The sequence below is a fragment of the Siphonobacter sp. genome (assembly GCF_048595215.1).
Lineage (GTDB): Bacteria > Bacteroidota > Bacteroidia > Cytophagales > Spirosomataceae > Siphonobacter.
In genome coordinates, this window is sequence record NZ_JBMDWJ010000006.1 from 1 (window position 1) to 17,249 (window position 17,249).

Annotated in this window: 16 protein-coding genes; 9 read left to right on the forward strand and 7 right to left on the reverse strand. The window is 40.1% G+C overall.

Annotated elements, in window-relative coordinates:
• From ACOJTG_RS00230 to ACOJTG_RS00250, 5 genes are all read left to right on the forward strand, one after another.
• Window positions 1-651 (forward strand): SLBB domain-containing protein (locus tag ACOJTG_RS00230; protein ID WP_420151957.1); only part of this gene is annotated, 651 nt, incomplete at its 5' end.
• Between the two features lie 34 nt (window positions 652-685).
• Window positions 686-1,735 (forward strand): Wzz/FepE/Etk N-terminal domain-containing protein, encoded by a 1,050-nt coding sequence (locus ACOJTG_RS00235; RefSeq protein ID WP_420151958.1) that lies wholly within the window; start codon window positions 686-688, stop codon window positions 1,733-1,735.
• Window positions 1,736-1,737: 2 nt separating this feature from the next.
• Complete coding sequence (locus ACOJTG_RS00240) at window positions 1,738-3,042, forward strand: O-antigen translocase (RefSeq protein ID WP_420151959.1); 1,305 nt, start codon at window positions 1,738-1,740, stop codon at window positions 3,040-3,042.
• Window positions 3,043-3,197: 155 nt separating this feature from the next.
• On the forward strand, window positions 3,198-4,262 hold the full coding sequence (locus ACOJTG_RS00245) for a hypothetical protein (protein WP_420151960.1): 1,065 nt from the start codon (window positions 3,198-3,200) through the stop codon (window positions 4,260-4,262).
• A 335-nt stretch (window positions 4,263-4,597) separates the two neighbouring features.
• Window positions 4,598-5,704, forward strand: coding sequence for a glycosyltransferase family 4 protein (locus tag ACOJTG_RS00250; RefSeq protein ID WP_420151961.1), 1,107 nt, complete (start codon window positions 4,598-4,600; stop codon window positions 5,702-5,704).
• Here the strand turns inward: ACOJTG_RS00250 and ACOJTG_RS00255 are convergent, their stop codons facing one another.
• Complete coding sequence (locus ACOJTG_RS00255; protein ID WP_420151962.1) at window positions 5,705-7,009, reverse strand: nucleotide sugar dehydrogenase; 1,305 nt, start codon at window positions 7,007-7,009, stop codon at window positions 5,705-5,707.
• Between the two features lie 66 nt (window positions 7,010-7,075).
• Here ACOJTG_RS00255 and ACOJTG_RS00260 point away from each other — a divergent pair, with 66 nt between their 5' ends.
• A complete protein-coding gene (locus tag ACOJTG_RS00260; RefSeq protein ID WP_420151963.1) occupies window positions 7,076-8,161 on the forward strand; it encodes a sugar transferase in 1,086 nt (361 codons plus the stop codon).
• Between the two features lie 93 nt (window positions 8,162-8,254).
• Here the strand turns inward: ACOJTG_RS00260 and ACOJTG_RS00265 are convergent, their stop codons facing one another.
• Both ACOJTG_RS00265 and ACOJTG_RS00270 read right to left on the reverse strand, forming a co-directional pair.
• Entirely contained in the window at window positions 8,255-8,872 is a 618-nt protein-coding gene (locus tag ACOJTG_RS00265; protein WP_420151964.1) for a HupE/UreJ family protein, read from the reverse strand.
• 79 nt (window positions 8,873-8,951) lie between these two features.
• Complete coding sequence (locus ACOJTG_RS00270; protein ID WP_420151965.1) at window positions 8,952-9,371, reverse strand: nucleoside-diphosphate kinase; 420 nt, start codon at window positions 9,369-9,371, stop codon at window positions 8,952-8,954.
• Between the two features lie 367 nt (window positions 9,372-9,738).
• On the opposite strand from ACOJTG_RS00270, the gene ACOJTG_RS00275 reads away from it, so the two are divergent.
• From ACOJTG_RS00275 to ACOJTG_RS00285, 3 genes are all read left to right on the forward strand, one after another.
• Window positions 9,739-10,773, forward strand: a complete 1,035-nt coding sequence (locus tag ACOJTG_RS00275) for a DHH family phosphoesterase (protein WP_420151966.1) — start codon at window positions 9,739-9,741, stop codon at window positions 10,771-10,773.
• Window positions 10,774-10,828: 55 nt separating this feature from the next.
• On the forward strand, window positions 10,829-11,701 hold the full coding sequence (locus ACOJTG_RS00280; protein ID WP_104709548.1) for an FKBP-type peptidyl-prolyl cis-trans isomerase: 873 nt from the start codon (window positions 10,829-10,831) through the stop codon (window positions 11,699-11,701).
• A 102-nt stretch (window positions 11,702-11,803) separates the two neighbouring features.
• Window positions 11,804-12,673 (forward strand): FKBP-type peptidyl-prolyl cis-trans isomerase, encoded by an 870-nt coding sequence (locus ACOJTG_RS00285; protein ID WP_420151967.1) that lies wholly within the window; start codon window positions 11,804-11,806, stop codon window positions 12,671-12,673.
• A gap of 56 nt (window positions 12,674-12,729) precedes the next feature.
• On the opposite strand, the gene ACOJTG_RS00290 is transcribed toward ACOJTG_RS00285, so the two are convergent.
• The 4 genes from ACOJTG_RS00290 to mnmD all read right to left on the reverse strand — a co-directional run bounded on the left by ACOJTG_RS00290 (window position 12,730) and on the right by mnmD (window position 17,214).
• On the reverse strand, window positions 12,730-13,914 hold the full coding sequence (locus ACOJTG_RS00290; protein ID WP_420151968.1) for a hypothetical protein: 1,185 nt from the start codon (window positions 13,912-13,914) through the stop codon (window positions 12,730-12,732).
• A 141-nt stretch (window positions 13,915-14,055) separates the two neighbouring features.
• On the reverse strand, window positions 14,056-15,579 hold the full coding sequence (locus tag ACOJTG_RS00295) for a trypsin-like peptidase domain-containing protein (protein WP_420151969.1): 1,524 nt from the start codon (window positions 15,577-15,579) through the stop codon (window positions 14,056-14,058).
• A gap of 276 nt (window positions 15,580-15,855) precedes the next feature.
• Window positions 15,856-16,293: an Hsp20/alpha crystallin family protein gene (locus ACOJTG_RS00300; protein WP_420151970.1), complete on the reverse strand. Its 438-nt coding sequence runs from the start codon at window positions 16,291-16,293 to the stop codon at window positions 15,856-15,858.
• 177 nt (window positions 16,294-16,470) lie between these two features.
• Window positions 16,471-17,214 (reverse strand): tRNA (5-methylaminomethyl-2-thiouridine)(34)-methyltransferase MnmD, encoded by a 744-nt coding sequence (gene mnmD / locus ACOJTG_RS00305; protein ID WP_420151971.1) that lies wholly within the window; start codon window positions 17,212-17,214, stop codon window positions 16,471-16,473.
• Between the last annotated feature and the right edge of the window lie 35 nt (window positions 17,215-17,249).

A 17,249-nucleotide genomic window follows, 5' to 3' on the forward strand; every position in this document is an offset into this window, starting at 1 on the left:
TTTACTCTACAGCCTTATGATATTGCATATGTAAGAACAGACCCGGCTTATGAAGTACAAAAATTGGTAGAAATAGTAGGGGAAGTAAATTATCCAGGCAAGTATGCAATTCAGCGAAAGGACGAGCGACTAGTTGATATAATTAAAAGGGCTGGAGGGTTAAAAGATAAGGCATTTCTAAAAGCAGCTCGTTTTTATCGACACGGAGAATTAGTGGCTGTTGATTTAGAAAGGATTTTAAAAAATCCAAAATCTAATGACAACTTGAGATTAGAAGATGAAGATCGATTACAGATTCCTCAAAAAGATGAATTAGTGCGAATCGTGGGAGGTGTATTGAATCCAGCTACAGTTAACTATCAAGATAATTCTCTTGAAAAGTATATATCACAGGCTGGGGGTTTTACAGATGAAGCTCTTAGGAAAAAAGTATATGTAACCTACGCTAATGGTAAAACCAGTACAACGAAAAAATTTATAGGTTTTAAATCATATCCAAAAGTAGAACCTGGAGCAATAATTAACGTACCTATTCAGGACACAACAAGTCAACGTAGAATGGATCCAGCGGAGAAGATTGCAGTCTTTTCATTAATTGGGTCTTTATTAATTGCTACTGGATCTGTACTAGCTAGTGTACTTCGAAATTAAATGGTTCACATACTGCTATAAATATTCAATAGTTATGAGTTCATCTGAATACGTAATTCACACATCAAGTATTATTAAATTTTTAAGAAAAAAACGTTGGTACTTTTTGGTAAACAGCGTCATATTTGTGATAATAGGAGTAATATATGCTTTGCTAGCTCCTAAAGAGTATAGCTCAAGTGTAAAAATCTTACCTGAACTTCAAAATAAAAGTAGTTTAGGTAGCTTTCGAGCTTTAGCAGACTTAGCTGGCATAAATTTAGATAATGTACAAGTTTCAGAGGCTATACGACCTGATTTATACCCAAGCGTTTTAGAGAGTACTCCTTTTTTATTAAAAGTTGCTGAACTGAAAATAGCATCTATAGATTTGGGAAATGAGACAGTACAAGATTTTTTAGCTCGTCAAAAATCTCACTTCGATTTAATTAATTTTAATCTATTTGAGAGCAGTAAAGATGTTGACATTTCAAAAAAACATATATCAAAAGCATTTCCTTCGGAAATCCTGGTTTTAACAAAAGATCGACAAAACTTACTTGATGATTTATCGAATCGAATCAATGCTGGTTTAGACAAAAAAACAGGTATAATAACTATCAACGTTGTGATGCCAGACCCTATAGCAGCAGCTTGGATAGCTCAGTATTCTACAGAATATTTAATAGAATATATGTTACGCTATCGAAATAATAAACAGGCAGAGCAAGCAACGTTTTTAGTTGCTCAAAGAGATAAAGCTAAAAAGCGTTTCGAAAATGCAGAACGTTCTCTAAGAATATATCGTGACAAAAATCGCAATCCCTTTTTGAATAGTTCTACCAGTGATGAAAGTGGTTTGCAAGCAGAATTATTGATTGCTCAAAATCTTTATTCAGAACTGGCCAAGCAAGCCGAACAGTCACAAATAAAAATGAAGGAAGAGACTCCTGTACTTAAAGTATTAGAGCCTGCCAAAGTTCCGATTATGAGAAGTAGTCCTAAGCGATTTCAAATTGTAATAGGTTTTTTAATTGCTAGTTTCTTTTATTCTTTATTTATACAACTGCTTATTTATTCTTATAAAAAAATTAAAGGAGTATAGTTGTGAAGATAATAAATACGTTAAAGGATTCAATAAATTTACATAAAGATAAGGCTTTTTTTAGTCTGAGTAATATTGTAAAAGTATTGATATACTTTTTAACTACTAAAATTGTTTCTCTACTTATTGGCCCTGTAGGGGTGACTTTAGTATCTCAACTACAAAATATTATATCGATACTTCAGGTTATAGCTACAGGGGGAATGACTGTTGGCGTAACAAAATATACAGCTGATTATAAAGATCAGGTGATTAGGCAGTACAAACTAAACAATACGGCACTGCTGATGACAATAATGTTCTCATTATTGGTAGCAATTATTTTGTTCGTAAGTTTTAATGATATATCCATATATTTCTTGGGTAGCGAAAAATATGGGTATGTGCTAGTATTAACTGGATTTTTTATAATAGGGTATAGCCTTCAAAATCTAAATAATTCAATATTAGTTGGTGCTAAAAAATACAATTTATCTGCTAAGTATACGATCATTAGTTCTTTATTTGGATTAATATATTCGATTACACTTATATATTTTTTAAAAATACATGGTGCGTTAATTGCCACTGCTACCTTTCAATCATTTGGCTTTATTTGTAGATTATTACTAGTAGATTTAAAAGATTTTTTGAAATACAAAATAACTTTTAAAATTGACTGGATATTAGTAAAGAAGTTACTTAAATATTCATTATTTACTTTTATCAATGCTACAAGTATTCCACTAGCTCAAATATTTATACGGCAGATAATTATCGATAGAGTTGGAATTACAGATGCTGGAATTTGGGATGCAATGAATCGCATATCATTTGGAATTTCATTTTTTGTTAATATAACGTTTTCTGCCTATTTCATTCCAGCTGTATCTAACATAAAAAACCAATCTGTATTGAAACTATGGTTAAGAAAGAATATTTTTTTCTTAACCATAATTATGTCTAGTTTATGTTTTTTCGTTTTCTTATTTAAAGAATTAGTAATAAGAATACTTTATACATCAGAGTTTAACTCGATGATAGTCTTACTTGATTATCAACTTCTCGGTGAATTCTTCAAAATGATGGGTTGGCTATTTGGGTCAATTATGCTAGCAAAAGCATTAACTTTCGATGCTATATTGTTTGAGGTAATATTTAACGTTATTTCAATATGTATCTTATCATACCTGTTCATAAGTAAAGATAATTTTCATAATGTATCTATGTTATATTTTTTAAATTATGTAATGTATTTTATTTTTTCTCTTATTCATTTTAAGTTTAAAACTGTGAAGCAGTTTTCATCTTCAGCCTCTGCTTCATAGTTTATTATACACCAATTAAAGTAATTATAATCAAAGTGGCTATTTGAAATTTATTAATTTAGAGTTTACTATTAAGTATAATTATCTCCGCAATAATGATAAATATCAATAAAGAGAAAATTTGGTTATTTTTTTTCCTAGGAAAAGTGTTTTATATGATTTTTGCTGTTTTTGTTTTCTCTAAACTAACAATCTTAGGAGATACGGAACGGTATATAAGTGCTTCATTTCCTGATTTGTTATCAACTATTCCTTTCTTAAGTGAAGATGCAGCTGGTCCATCTACTGTATTAATGGACTTGATAGGAGCTATTTCACGGATCATATCTTTAAATACGATACTTGTGCATATTCCATGTGCTATTTTATCCTTTATAGGAATAAGGTACGCAGTTTTAAAATTAAATCTTAGTACTCAGGAGTTAATATTGCTACTAGCAGTTTTAAGTTTTCCTTCGTTCGGCATATGGACCTCGATTGTATCAAAGGAAGCAATAGGGAGTTTCTATATGGGAATTATTTGTGGCTACTTAATAGAGGTTCTTAAAGTTAATCGTTACAGACTAAATTTGCTTGAACTATTAGCTTTTTATCTTTGTCTGCTTTTTAAACCTCAATACATGATAGCTATATTACATATTCTGTTAATTGCTTTCATATTTAGATTACAGCTAAATGTATTTGTTAACATATTAGTTATTGGAGTTATCACTGTATCTGAAATAATTATAATATACTATTTTTCAGATTTCATTGAAAGTTTTGCCTCTTTACAACATTTGCACTTCTCTATTGAGGATAGTAATTCGACTCGCGATGATCCTTGGGTGAACTCAGGTGATTTTTTTAAATATGCTCCGATAGGAATGTTCGTTGCTTTTGTGGGTCCCACAATTTCAGAAGTTATGGAAAAACCTATACAAGCTCCTTTTTTTATAGAAAGCGTAATTATTTGCCTAATAGTATTTTACTGGTTTGTGAAAAGTATGTACATAAAGGGGTTTGTATATATAAGTTTGCAAAACTTGTCCTTATGGTTTTTTACTTACTTTTGGTTGTTATTTGTTCATTATCCATTTGGAGCATTGAATCCAGGTAGCGGGATTAGATATCGGTGTAATTTCTTGATTTTATTTATAGTTTTTGGATATTATTTATATATTTCATCTAATAAAAGTTTTGATGCTGTTAGTTTTGATAAGAAAAGAGCTTTGGATTAAGTAGTGTTATAAACTATGTTTAGACTTCGTGAGTATAAACCTCAATAACTTATGATTAGTTTGACATTTTATTTACAATAGATTGATTTAATTATCAGTATAGAGATTGTTAAACAGCATATTAGTAGTTATGTTTTGTTAAATTATTAAAGTATATGTATGCCTTCACAAGTGCCTATTAGATGTCTAGTTATTTTTTAGTCATTTAATTCATAAACGTTTACTAATACGGTGTTATGAATTGTATAGTATTATATTATGATACTGTTGGTTTTATTCAACTATTTGGATAATATTAGTTTAATTATATTTCTAATATTTGATCATACTTATCAATGAAAATAGTTCAATTTATTACATTAGGGCACGAGTTGTATGGGGCTCAGAAATACGTACTAGAGTTGTGTATATATCTGGTTGAGCAAGGACATGAAGTTACCTTAGTCGTTGGAACTAGTGGTCAATTGACGGAATTAGCCGAAAAAGCAGGTGTAAAAGTTATTCTATTAAAACATTTAATCAGATCAATTAATCCTTTAAAGGATGGTCTGGCTATAATGCATTTCGTGAAATTATTAAGAAAATTACAGCCAGATATTGTTGTCTCTCATTCGAGTAAAGCAGGAATTATATCTCGTTTAGCCTGCTTTTACTTAAAAATTCCAAATATATTTACAGCACATGGGTGGTCGTTTGCAGAGGGCATGTCCGGTAAGTCTTTAAAAATTTACTTAGCAATAGAGAAGATAATGGCTAAATTATCTGATCAGATAGTTACAGTCTCTAATGCTAATAAAGAAATTGCCATCAAGTATAAAGTTATAACTTCAGATAAGATAAACGTTATTTATTGTGGAGTTAAGCCCATAAACAGAACTGTACCCTATTGTTTACCAGACTCTTCGGCTCCCTTTATTCTAACTATGTCAGCAAGATTTTCTATTCAGAAAGATCATGCTACCTTAATTAAAGCCTTAGCAAAACTTAAACACGAAAACTGGTTTCTTAACCTATTAGGCGACGGAGAGCTTCTGAATTCTACCAGAGAAATGGCTATAGATTGTGGAATTATAGATCGTATTCATTTTGCAGGTAAAGTTTTAGATGTAAACTCCTATTTACAGCAATCTCACATTTTTTTGCTTATCACAAATTGGGAGGGATTACCAATATCTATTTTAGAAGCTATGGCTTGTTCATTGCCTGTTATAGCTACTGATGTAGATGGAATCAAAGAACAAGTAATAGAAGGTTATAATGGTTATTTAATTGCTCAAGGTGCTGTAGATCAGCTAACTAAGCGTTTACAAGAATTATTTCGTAATCCAGCTCAATTAATTGACTTATCTCATAATTCTCTAGCTCATTTCAATACCCATTTTCATTTAAATTCAATGCTAGAAAAACACGAAAATCTATACTATGATATGTCAAATAATTGATTAAAGACGTCCACTAGATAAATTTTTAGGTAATATATTTTTCACATCAAATATAACTGTATTAGGATTTTTTAGATTTTCCCAATCTAAAGAATAAAATAAGTTATGTGATACAGCTAGAACGATTGCTTCGTACTTACTATCTAATTGGGTTATTAACTCAATATTAAGTTGTTTTTTTACTTCGGTGGGTGATGCTACTGGATCCCATACATCAGTAATTATGCCAAAATCAGTAAGCTCTTTAATTATATCCACTACTTTGCTATTTCTCACGTCTGGACAATTTTCTTTATAAGTTATTCCTAGTACAAGAACTCTACTACCTTCAATCCGATGCCCTTTTCTAATCATAAGTTTTACGAGCTTATTAGCTATGAAGATACTCATTTGATCATTAATTCTGCGGCCCGACAGCAAAACCTCAGGATAATATCCTACACTTTCAGCCTTATAGAGTAAATAATAAGGATCTACACTGATACAATGTCCTCCTACTAATCCAGGTCGAAAGTTCAAAAAATTCCATTTGGTAGAAGCTGCATCCAGTACTTCCTGAGTATCAATTCCCAATCGGTCGAAGAGTAGGGCCAGCTCATTCATGAAAGAGATGTTAACGTCCCTTTGAGCATTTTCAATCGCTTTACTAGCTTCAGCTACTTTGATTGAAGCAGCTTTGAACGTTCCAGCCGTAATAACACTTCTGTATAATTGATCTACAAACTCTGCTATTTCAGGGGTTGAACCGGAAGTAACTTTTTTGATAGCGGTTACAGGACGAGTAGGGTCTCCAGGATTGATTCGTTCAGGCGAATAACCGCAGAAGAAGTCTTGGTTATAGTGTAGTCCACTTTCTTCTACCAGTACAGGTACACAGTCCTCTTCGGTACAGCCTGGGTAAACCGTGGATTCATAGATGACTAAGTCGCCTTTTTTTAGCATTTGTCCAATGGTTCGGCTGGCTGCTAGTAAATAGGATAATTCTGGACGCTTGAATGCATCAATCGGTGTAGGAACGGCAACGATGTATATGGTGCAGGAACGGATTAAGTCAGAATTGTGGGTAAATTTTAGATTGGTTGCCTTTTTTAATTCTAATGTAGTTACTTCATTAGTTGAATCAACGTAACCTTCCAGTTCTGTTATTCTCTGATGATCAGTGTCAAATCCGATAGTTAGGTACTTTTGACTTAGGGCTACCGCCAGTGGTAATCCTACATATCCTAAACCAATGACTGCTATTTGTATTTTATCAAGAAAATATCCGTGAAGACTTGTATTTATCTGATTTGGAGTTCCGCTCATGATTAATTTTTTAAGAAATGTTAACAAGAACCTTTGTAGTATTGTATCTGTAAGCTAGATTAGCCTGTGCATTCTACACGCCTAGATTTCGCCTGCTCAGGATTATTATATGTTGTTTATCTTTCATGGCCGAAATTTAATGTATTTATGAATACACGTTTATATCCAACCTGCCAGCAATATATTCACCGTTTAAAGAGTAAGAAATCAATTGGTAAACAAATTATATTGTTTACGGGCTATGATTATTTTCTCCAGAAGCATGATCTCAAAATTTTACTGACTCGATACAGAGAGGTTATTTTAGTGCCTCGCCTGGTCGATGAGACCTATCTCATACGCGAAGCTCTGGCTCCTATCTTCGAAGGCTATACGGATGTTCATCTGGTGGCTAATCCCGAGTACGATGAGCGTTATCAGATTATCTATGAATTTGCTGCTAGTGCGAATAAGAATATAAAAATTCTCACCGTATATGATTTTTGTGAAAAGTATCTGAAGAAGGTATACGTACCGGAATCTCATAAAGAATCAAATCCCCTGCTTGCTTTAGTTCAAAGAAAAAATCGGCTTCAGAACCTGAGCAAGACCATTATTGACCTGTCTATTTCTTCCTTACTATTGGCTGTTTCAAGCCCTTTGTGGTTATGGAGCCGTATACGAATCGCCCAACAGTCGCCTGGCCCCATTTTCTACCGTCAAAGCCGTGTAGGCCTTCATCAAAAGGAGTTTTACTGCATTAAGTTCCGTTCTATGCGGCTAGATGCCGAAGCTGCCGGGGCTCAGTTTTCCAGTAAAAAGGATAAACGTGTATTTAAGTATGGAGCGTTTATGCGAGCTACCCGTATTGATGAGTTACCTCAGTTACTGAGCGTGTTTCGGGGGGAAATTTCTTTGGTAGGTCCTCGACCCGAGCGACGAATATTTACGGAAAGTTTCGAAGAAATGATTCCTCATTACGCTAGCCGCCATGCCATCAAACCAGGAATTACGGGCTACGCTCAGGTGATGTATCCGTACGGAGCAGGAGCAAAGGATGCCCGCCATAAACTGATGTATGACTTATACTACATCAAAAACTGGACGGTTGGATTGGAATTCAAAATTATCTGGAAAACCGTATTAACCGTCTTGAACTATAAAGGGTACTGATTTTGAGATAGTTAACAGGTCTTGTAGTATTAACCTAACGAAAAACCCATTGAATCACCTCGATCAATGGGTTTTTTGTTGGCGTACTATCCACTAGCCCATCAGCTCTTTCCAGTAATCTGATTCTTTAATCAGAATAATCGCAATACCCGCTACGGCACCTGATACTACAAGTTTCCAGTCGTGTTTCTTGACTCGGAATAGGTCAATGAGTACCCACGCGATGGTTAAAATAATGAGAACGATCAGTAACTGACCCAGTTCCAGTCCTAGATTAAAGGCCAGTAATGGTTTGACAATCGAGGCTTCTTTTCCCAGTAAACTGCGTAGAAAGTTGGAAAAGCCCATCCCATGGATGAGACCGAAAAACAGGGCCATCAAATAACGGGGGGTTGCATTCACGGGTGGGTCAGGAGTTAAAATACTGTCCGTACGACTCTTCTGAAATAGATTGGTAATGGCCGTGAAAAGAATCGTTACCGGAATCAGAAACTCAATGACATCCGTACGGTACTGAATATATTGAAGCGTAGCCAGAGCCAGGGTGACGCTATGACCGAGTGTAAAGGCCGTAACCAGAATCAGCACGCGTCGCCAGTCGCGAAGCCGATAAATGGCACATAAAGCGATGATGAAAATAATATGATCGTAACCGTTAGGGTCAGTGATATGCTCGTAACCGAGCTGTAGGTAGAGGGCAAATTCGTTCATAGGAAATGGGTTAGGTCTGAATACTAAAGCAAAAGAGGTTTGAAATTCGTTTTCAAACCTCTTTTGCTAATCGCTTTTATTAATACTGCTCCGTAGTTGCGAAGAAGAAATTAGACTCGATGGCCGCGTTTTCATCCGAATCAGAACCGTGGATGGCATTCGCTTCCATGGACTTTGCAAACAGCTTTCGAATGGTTCCCTCTTCGGCATTGGCCGGATTGGTTGCTCCAATCAACTTACGAAAATCGGCAACTGCATTTTCTTTCTCCAGAATCATCGGGACAATAGGACCTGAAGACATGTAGGCACAAAGATCTTTGTAGAAGGGGCGTTCAGCGTGAACGGCGTAAAATTCACCGGCCCGTGGCTGCGTTAGCAGGGTTTTCTTCAAAGCTACAATCCGAAAACCAGCCTCTTCAATGAGTTTGATGATTGCTCCCGTATGACCGTCTGCGGTGGCATCGGGCTTGATCATCGTAAATGTGCGATTGCTTGCCATAGATTCGTTAAAAGTTAAAGAATTTAGATTGGGATGAATGGACTAATCTGCTGAAATCCAGCGATAAGTCAGGATATACGAATGAATAGAACCGGCAGTCTGCCGAAATTCTGCTCGCAATTTAGGGATACATTTTTACCGAAAGGACAAGCCGTACACAAATGCAAAGGTTTTTGCTCTGTTTTTCAATAACTTTGCCCGCTCGTAAAAAATTATCCTTGAATTTATTCGTTGATAAATTTCTGAATTTCAAATATTTAGGGCTTTAACTGGAAGGGATAGATCGAATACTGGAGCGAACAGAGGAGTTGCATTAACCCAGAAAAGTCACATAATCCCTGTGCCGCAGTAGGATTACTAAGAAAAAATGAGCGATTTGAGTCTGAATCCACACGCGTTAGAAGCCTTGAAAAGGCTGGTCGAAACGCCGCAACGGGTAGTAATCACTACTCATTACAATCCAGATGCTGATGCTTTAGGGTCTTCGCTGGGCTGGGCTGGTTACTTACGTAAGAAAGGCCATACCGTCCGGGTTATTACGCCTTCCGAAGCTCCTCGTTTTCTGGCCTGGATGCCGGGCAACGAAGACGTCATTGAGTTTAGCCAGCGGACTGTAGCTTTGGCTGCTCAGACGGTTGCTGCGGCTGACGTCATTTTCTGCCTGGATTTTAATGCTCTGGCTCGTCTGCATGACCTGGAAGCTATCATTCGGAACTCACCCCTGCCTAAGGTGATGATTGATCATCATCATCACCCCGAAGATTTCGCTTCGATTGTTATTTCTGAACCTTCGGCAGCGGCTACCGCTCAGCTCATTTACCAGCTTATCAACGAACTCGGTGGTAAAGAACTGCTCGATGTAGCAATCGGTGAATGTCTGTACGCGGGCCTGATGACGGATACTGGTTCGTTCCGTCACCCCAGTACCAATCCTGCCGTGCACCGCATGGCGGCCGAGCTGATCGAATTAGGAGTAAATACCAACCGAATTCATCGGCTCATTTTTGATAACAATTCCTTGGGACGCATGCAGTTCTTGGGCTATGTACTCTCCCAAAAATTGAATGTTCTTCCCGCGTATCGGGCGGCTTACGTGGCTTTGACGGCCGAAGAGCTGAAACGCTTCAATTCGCAAACTGGCGATACGGAAGGGGTTGTAAACTATATTCTTTCCATTGAAAACGTCGTGATGGCGGTACTACTTATCGAACGCGATCGGGAAGTCAAACTTTCCTTCCGCTCGGTGGGTGATGTTGCCGTCAACGAGTTTGCCCGGAAGCATTTCAATGGGGGAGGGCACCGGAATGCAGCGGGTGGTCGTACGCAGGAATCACTCGATGAGGCCGTAACGCGACTGATTTCGCTCTTGCCTGAAATTAAAGACCAATTGGATGAAGCCTAAGCTTCCAAGCAATTCCGTACTTTTGTAATTAAACTCTGAAATAGAATCAATTCTCATGCAAAAAAAACGATGGGTGCTGCCGGTTTTGGCTGCTGCCACGCTGTGGTCCTGTAACCAGTTCAAGGTTAGTGTTGCGGAAAATGGAGTAAAGTACCAGTTTCACGAACACGATGAAAAAGGGAAAGTAGCCAAAGACGGAGAGGTACTAACGTTCCATATGGTCGTGAAAACGCCGGGTGATTCCGTACTGCGGGATTCGCAGAAGGAAGGCCAACCCCTGGTGATGCTGGCTCAAAAAGGTCCCTACAAAGGAAGTTTCGAAGACGGAATGAAAATGTTAGCGGCTGGTGACAGTGCTACTTTCTTTATCAGCGTAGATTCCCTGTTCCGGGGCCCCGGAGCCACGCAATTGCCTCCGTTTGCCAAAGCAGGTACGGATTTTAAATTTCAGGTAAAACTGCTGAAAATTGAAACCCAGGAAGCGTTCCAGAAGCGGGCTGAGACCGAACGTTCGGCTCGGCCGAAGAAAGAAGCGGGTGATATCTCCGCGTACATCGCTAAAAATAACCTGAAAAACGCCGTAACCTTACCTTCAGGGGTACAGTACGCTACGACGCAACCGGGTACGGGCCCCGCTCCTGCAAAAGGAGATACGGTGAAAGTATTCTACGCTGGAAAACTCCTAAGCGGAAAGATTTTCGACGAAAACCACAAAGAAGGATTGACCTTCCCCGTAGGTATCGGACAAATGATCCCCGGTTTTGATGAAGCGGTTCAAACGATGAAAAAGGGCGAAAAAGGAGTAATTATGATTCCTTCGGCCTTAGGATACGGCGAGCAGGGTTCCCCTGGAGCCATTCCTCCTAATTCAGTATTAGTTTTTGAAGTAGAGCTGATTGATGTCAAAAAAGGAAAATTACCGGTGTAAGCCGCTCTTTTAATTTTTTTGAAAATTTACTTGGATTTATTCCAACGGAAAGGCACCTCTTTGGTGTCTTTCATCGTTTTCTAACAAAAAATTTACTGTCCAATGAAATTTTATCTTCCTCTTGTGCTGGCGGGTGCCGCTCTATTAACCGGCTGCAAAGGTCTGGATAATGAATATCAAGAAAAGGCCGAAGAGAATGACAAGCAGATTCAAGCTTACATCACTGCCAACAATTTAAAACCTACGAAATCTCCTTCGGGATTGTATTATCAGATCACTACTACAAACCCTGTAGGACGAGCTCCTAAAGAAGGAGATGTAGTAACCTACAAAGTAGAGATGTCGACTCTGGACAATAAAAAGATCTTTGTAAATGATTCTTCTGTTCTTACCAGACATCAGGCCTTTGGTTACAATATTTTTGCTTCAGGCGTGAGCGAAGGCCTTGCCTATATGAAAGAAGGAGAAAGTGGTATTCTTTTAGCTACCCATAATTTAGCGTTTGGGAATAACGCCATTTATTTAGATTCAGCTAAAACGAGAACGTTACCCGCTTATACGCCCATTCGGTTTGATGTGAAGTTTATTAAAACGCGAAACGAAACGGAGCAAATTTTGGAGTACATCGCCGATAAAAAGCTAACGGTAACGGAAACTACGTCAGACGGCTTACGATACGTTCGGGTTAAAGAAGGTACGGGTGATGTTATTGCAAAAGGAAAAGCGGTTGAATTGAATTATGTATTGAAGTCTAGCTACGGCGAAGTGATTCAGAAAGGGGATAAATTCGTGATGACTGCGGGTGCAGGGGGCGTAATTGCGGGCTTCGATCAGGGGGTTCAAAAAATGAAAGTAGGAGAGCAGGCCATCTTAATCATTCCCTCTGCTTTAGGTTATGGAAAGCAGGGAAGTGGTAGTATTGCTCCCAATGTACCGCTCGTTTATGAAATCCAGATTCTTTCGGCTAAATAGTTAGCTTTCAAGGATAAAAATAAAACCCCGGCTTCTCAGAAGTCGGGGTTTTATTTTTATCCCTGGAAACGTCTCTTCACAATTTCGTAGAAGTCATCGGCCTCATCGGCGACATCCCGCCACTTATATTGGGTTGAATAGACCCGATTCATCAAATCCTTCGCTTGATCGAAACTCTGACATTTTTCGAGTTCATCTACGGCGTGATGGTACGCCGCGGCGTCACCCTGAAAAAGTTGATTAATGAAAATGAACTTATGGTTGAGTGAAATGAAGCTATGCAAGCTGGCAATCGGTTTATGCTGAAACTGACTACTTACGGTTTCCTCAGCGGCGGAGGAATTTTGCCGAAATTTTTCGTTAAGGTTCGTCGGTTGCATAGCAAACGGATCGCTGACACTGGCCGTCACATCTTCCGCAACGGTTACAGGAGGTGCCGTAGGAATAACGGCGTAATCCGGAGCAGGGACCGAAGGGCTGGGAATCGTTGAAGCCATGGGTTCTGGTCCTGAAGATTCCGATCGGCTCACCAGAGAGGATCCCGCGTATCCTTCTTCCTTCGAGGGGGAAGATCCCGCCATACCCGGTGCTACCTGTTCGAAAAAATTAGAAGAAGCCTCCTTTACGTACAGCGTAGATTCATCCAGGGGTAGCGTTTTCGCAAACTGATCCAGGATGGTGGGTGTGGCATCCAGACGGCTTGGTTCATTCAGTAGCGAATCCAGCCACAAAATGGCTTGGGTGGTACTGGCCGCCGCTTCCGTACCCAGGCGTTCGGCCAGACCACCGGCAATGCCCGTATGAATGCGATTGTATTTTTGAAAAGCTTTGAGTTGATCCGCCGTTAGCTTATAATCGGGAAGCTCGCGTAACCAGCCCTGATAATACTCCTTCGGGGCCAGTAATAATTCCAGACTTTCGTGGGTAGCTTTCGCTACGAGAGGTTCCAAATCTTTACGTTCGACGGAAATGTGCTTCGATACCGTATTCAGAAAGCTTTGCAGGGCCGTTTTGACTTCGGCACTTTCAAAGTTGAAATACGGGCTACGAAAGGCAGTAGCCGTTTCTTTCCAGGCATCGTACAGGTCTCGGATGACAAAAAGGTTAACCTGGGATACCGGACTGAAACGGAGTAGGGCATCGCCGTTGATTCGATTTTGCTGAGCGTACTGTTCATTGCAAAGTTGTGCGGCATACGCTTTAGCGTATGTTTCAACTGCGGTCACGTCTAACTTCGGCATAAGGCTATCGCGAATAGTTCTTTTAAAAGTAAAATCAAACGGAAGTATCAGCAAGAACGCTTCCCGTTTTTACCAAATTGCAGACGCATAAATACAAAAATCCCCGCCAACTGACGGGGATTTTTGTATTTATAAGAAGAATTAACGTAAGGTACCTTCCAGACGATATTGTTGTCCGCTCGAAGGATCGATACCAATGATCCGCACGCGACCCCGACGATTCGCCAGCAGGTCACCCGCTTGTTTGGCATCTTTGATGACCGTATCGTCAATTTTGGTGATGATAAAGCCTACTGGAACTTCCTGGTATTCCATCCAGCCATCGGGCAATACCTCCACCACTTTGGCTCCACCGTTGATGCGGAATTTCGTCTTCTCGTTGTTTGTGACGTTGTCGAGTTTGGCACCTACAGACTCAACCTGTACGAGTGAAGAAACCGGCGATTTCACGATACCCGTGCTACCGTCCATGTTTTTCAGCGTAACGTTGAAGTCTTTCAGTTGACCATCGCGATTTACGGTTACGACTACCACGTCACCGGGTTTGTGCTGAGCACCGACCAGTTCTACCAGACGAGGCAAGTCGTTTACGTCTTTACCGTCTACTTTCACAATGACGTCACCGATTTTCAGACCAGCCGCTTTCGCAGCACTGGCGTTCGGGTTTTCACCGAAGCTACCGAAGTAAATACCGGAAGTAGCTTTCAGATCTTTCTGGCTGGCCAGCTTGTCATCCACTACCTGCATTTGTGAAATACCCAGGTAACCGCGTTGAACGTTGCCGTACTTCAGCAAATCACTGGCTACTTTCTTCACCAGGTTAGAAGGTACAGCAAACGAATAACCGACGTATGTACCGGTCTGACCACCGGCAATGGCCGTATTAATACCGATCAAGTCGCCTCTAGAATTGACCAGAGCACCACCCGAGTTACCGGGGTTCACGGCAGCATCCGTTTGGATAAACGCTTCAATCGGACTCTGAGCTTTCTCGCGATCACCCAGAATACCAATGGAACGGCCTTTCGCACTCACGATACCTGCCGTAACCGTTGATTCCAGATCAAAAGGGTTACCTACGGCCAGTACCCATTCACCTACTTTAATATCATCCGAGTTCGCAAAGGGCAGATACGGTAAGTTTGCGGGTAGTTTTTCGCCCTGCAACTGAATCACGGCAATATCCGTATTAGGGTCCGTACCTACGAGTTTTGCTTTAAACTTCCGTTTGTCGCTCAGTACTACTTCCAGTTCGGAAGCGTCGGCTACGACGTGGTTGTTCGTAACAATATATCCATCGGGGCTGATAATTACACCCGAACCGGAGGCCATGCCTTCCTGCCGTTGAGGCTGACGACGACCACCACCGAAGTCTTCATCGCCAAAGAAGTCGAAGATGCTGGGCATCTGCCGCTGACTTACCTGACGTACGACTTTTGATTTGATGTGTACCACCGCCGGCGTCGATTTGTCGGCAGCTGCTACGAAATCGCCGGGGATACCGGCCATATTCGTGGTGAACTTCGCACCCGCTCCCGAAGCGTTGGCTTCAGTCAGTACCACATCCCGTTGAGAGCCTAATCCTAAGAGGTGAGCACCTCCCAGGGTAATTCCGCTACTCAGTACCCCGACCAGGGCTAAAGATTTCCAATTGCTGTTATTCATAGCTGTTAAACGTTGTTTGGAGAGGGAAATTCATTACTAGTTTACGTAAAAAAGTGCTCCAAAATCGAATCAGCGAAAAGTTGTTCTAGTTAAGTTCTTAGACTTGCTAACCTTAACGCGGTTTAGAGAGAATCTGTTGCGAAAATAAAGGGATTAAGGTTTTTTAACAACAGATTGTGATAATAGGAGAATGAACGGGCTGAATGTTAAGAAAGCAGGGAGAGCACTAAAGTTCTCCCTGCTTCTTTCCGCACGAACCAACTGCACTAGGTACGATTAGGCAATGGAAATTTCACGAGGCTGTGCTTTTGCTTCTTCTTTTTTCGGGAGCGTCAGGTACAGGATTCCTTCGGTATAGCTGGCTTCGATTTTCTCACCATCTACGGTTTTGGGTAATACAAAGGCCCGTTGGAAACTACTGTAGCTGAATTCTTTCCGGCTGTATTTTTCGGCTTTCTCTTCGTTCTGGCTCTCTTTCTTAACTGAAATTACCAGACGATTTTCGTGTACGCTTACTTTAAAGTCTTCTTTCTTCAAACCAGGAGCAGCCAGTTCAAGCTGGAAGTTTCCTTCGCTTTCTTTGACATTGACAGCAGGCAAATTGTGGAACTCGTTCTTGCCCGCTACTTGGTTGTACGATTGAAAGAAGTCATCGTTAAAGAAACGATTTACTAAAGAAGGGAATGCAGGTTGATGAAATTTTACGAGTGACATGGCTATAACGTTTTTTATTGTTTTCGATATTCAACCGACTCATTGATTGTCGGACGACTCTATAATTAAAACAGCTATACCAAACTCAAAAGTTAAAAATATAATGACAAAATGTCTATTTATTGGTAAATGTAGAAATAAAATACTGACAAAATGTCTAAAAACGATTAAAAAATGTCAGTTATAAGGTTCATTAGAACGCTCCGGCTCCCAAATAGCTCGCACTACCTCCCGCTTACCATGCGGTCCGGGATGTTTTTCGACGCGAAAACCAGCCGCTTGTAATGCCCGCCGTACAACGCTTTTGGAGCAATAGGTAGTCAATAGGCTGCCCACCTGCAAACGACGGCCGATTCCGGAGAAGATTTCAGTAGTCCAAAGTTCTGGTTGTGAGCTGGGAGCAAAGGCGTCGTAATAGACCAGATCGTACGGCTCGCCGAGGGTTTCATTCGCCAGGAAATCCTGAAGAGTGGCTTGAACTTTACGCAGGGTGAAGGCGGGCGACAAGTGTACGTCCGTATCCCAGGCCGCCTCGTGCAACGATTGTAAAACCGCTGTATGCATAAACTCATCATAATTGAGTTGCCGATACGCTTCGGGCGGAACGGGATACGCTTCCAGGCTAGTATAATGTACAACAACGGGTGACTGCCCGGCCTTTAGCAAGGTAAGCAGAGCGTTGAAGCCCGTACCAAATCCCATTTCCAGAATCCGGATTTCCTGTTTACCCGATTCCAGTAGATAATTCAGCCCTAATTCCAGAAAAATACGTTTCGATTCATCAAAGGCTCCGTGCAGGGAATGATACCACTGGTTGAAGCGGGCTGAGTACAGCGTATGACTACCGTCCTTGGTGAGTACCAGCTCATTCGATGCGTGTGTCGGATCCGAATGCGTGGGGTTTGAGCTTCCTGCTTCCATTATTTCTTTTTATTCAGGGTATGATCTGACTTCGC

What these genes read in the sequence shown, in the direction of transcription:
- ACOJTG_RS00235 (WP_420151958.1), top strand. Translation starts at nt 686, where the DNA reads ATGAGTTCATCTGAATACGTAATTCACACATCAAGTATTATTAAATTT.
- ACOJTG_RS00245 (WP_420151960.1), top strand. Translation starts at nt 3,198, where the DNA reads ATGATTTTTGCTGTTTTTGTTTTCTCTAAACTAACAATCTTAGGAGAT.
- ACOJTG_RS00250 (WP_420151961.1), top strand. Translation starts at nt 4,598, where the DNA reads ATGAAAATAGTTCAATTTATTACATTAGGGCACGAGTTGTATGGGGCT.
- ACOJTG_RS00255 (WP_420151962.1), bottom strand. Translation starts at nt 7,009, where the DNA reads ATGAGCGGAACTCCAAATCAGATAAATACAAGTCTTCACGGATATTTT.
- ACOJTG_RS00265 (WP_420151964.1), bottom strand. Translation starts at nt 8,872, where the DNA reads ATGAACGAATTTGCCCTCTACCTACAGCTCGGTTACGAGCATATCACT.
- ACOJTG_RS00270 (WP_420151965.1), bottom strand. Translation starts at nt 9,371, where the DNA reads ATGGCAAGCAATCGCACATTTACGATGATCAAGCCCGATGCCACCGCA.
- ACOJTG_RS00275 (WP_420151966.1), top strand. Translation starts at nt 9,739, where the DNA reads ATGAGCGATTTGAGTCTGAATCCACACGCGTTAGAAGCCTTGAAAAGG.
- ACOJTG_RS00280 (WP_104709548.1), top strand. Translation starts at nt 10,829, where the DNA reads ATGCAAAAAAAACGATGGGTGCTGCCGGTTTTGGCTGCTGCCACGCTG.
- ACOJTG_RS00285 (WP_420151967.1), top strand. Translation starts at nt 11,804, where the DNA reads ATGAAATTTTATCTTCCTCTTGTGCTGGCGGGTGCCGCTCTATTAACC.
- ACOJTG_RS00290 (WP_420151968.1), bottom strand. Translation starts at nt 13,914, where the DNA reads ATGCCGAAGTTAGACGTGACCGCAGTTGAAACATACGCTAAAGCGTAT.
- ACOJTG_RS00295 (WP_420151969.1), bottom strand. Translation starts at nt 15,579, where the DNA reads ATGAATAACAGCAATTGGAAATCTTTAGCCCTGGTCGGGGTACTGAGT.
- ACOJTG_RS00300 (WP_420151970.1), bottom strand. Translation starts at nt 16,293, where the DNA reads ATGTCACTCGTAAAATTTCATCAACCTGCATTCCCTTCTTTAGTAAAT.
- mnmD (WP_420151971.1), bottom strand. Translation starts at nt 17,214, where the DNA reads ATGGAAGCAGGAAGCTCAAACCCCACGCATTCGGATCCGACACACGCA.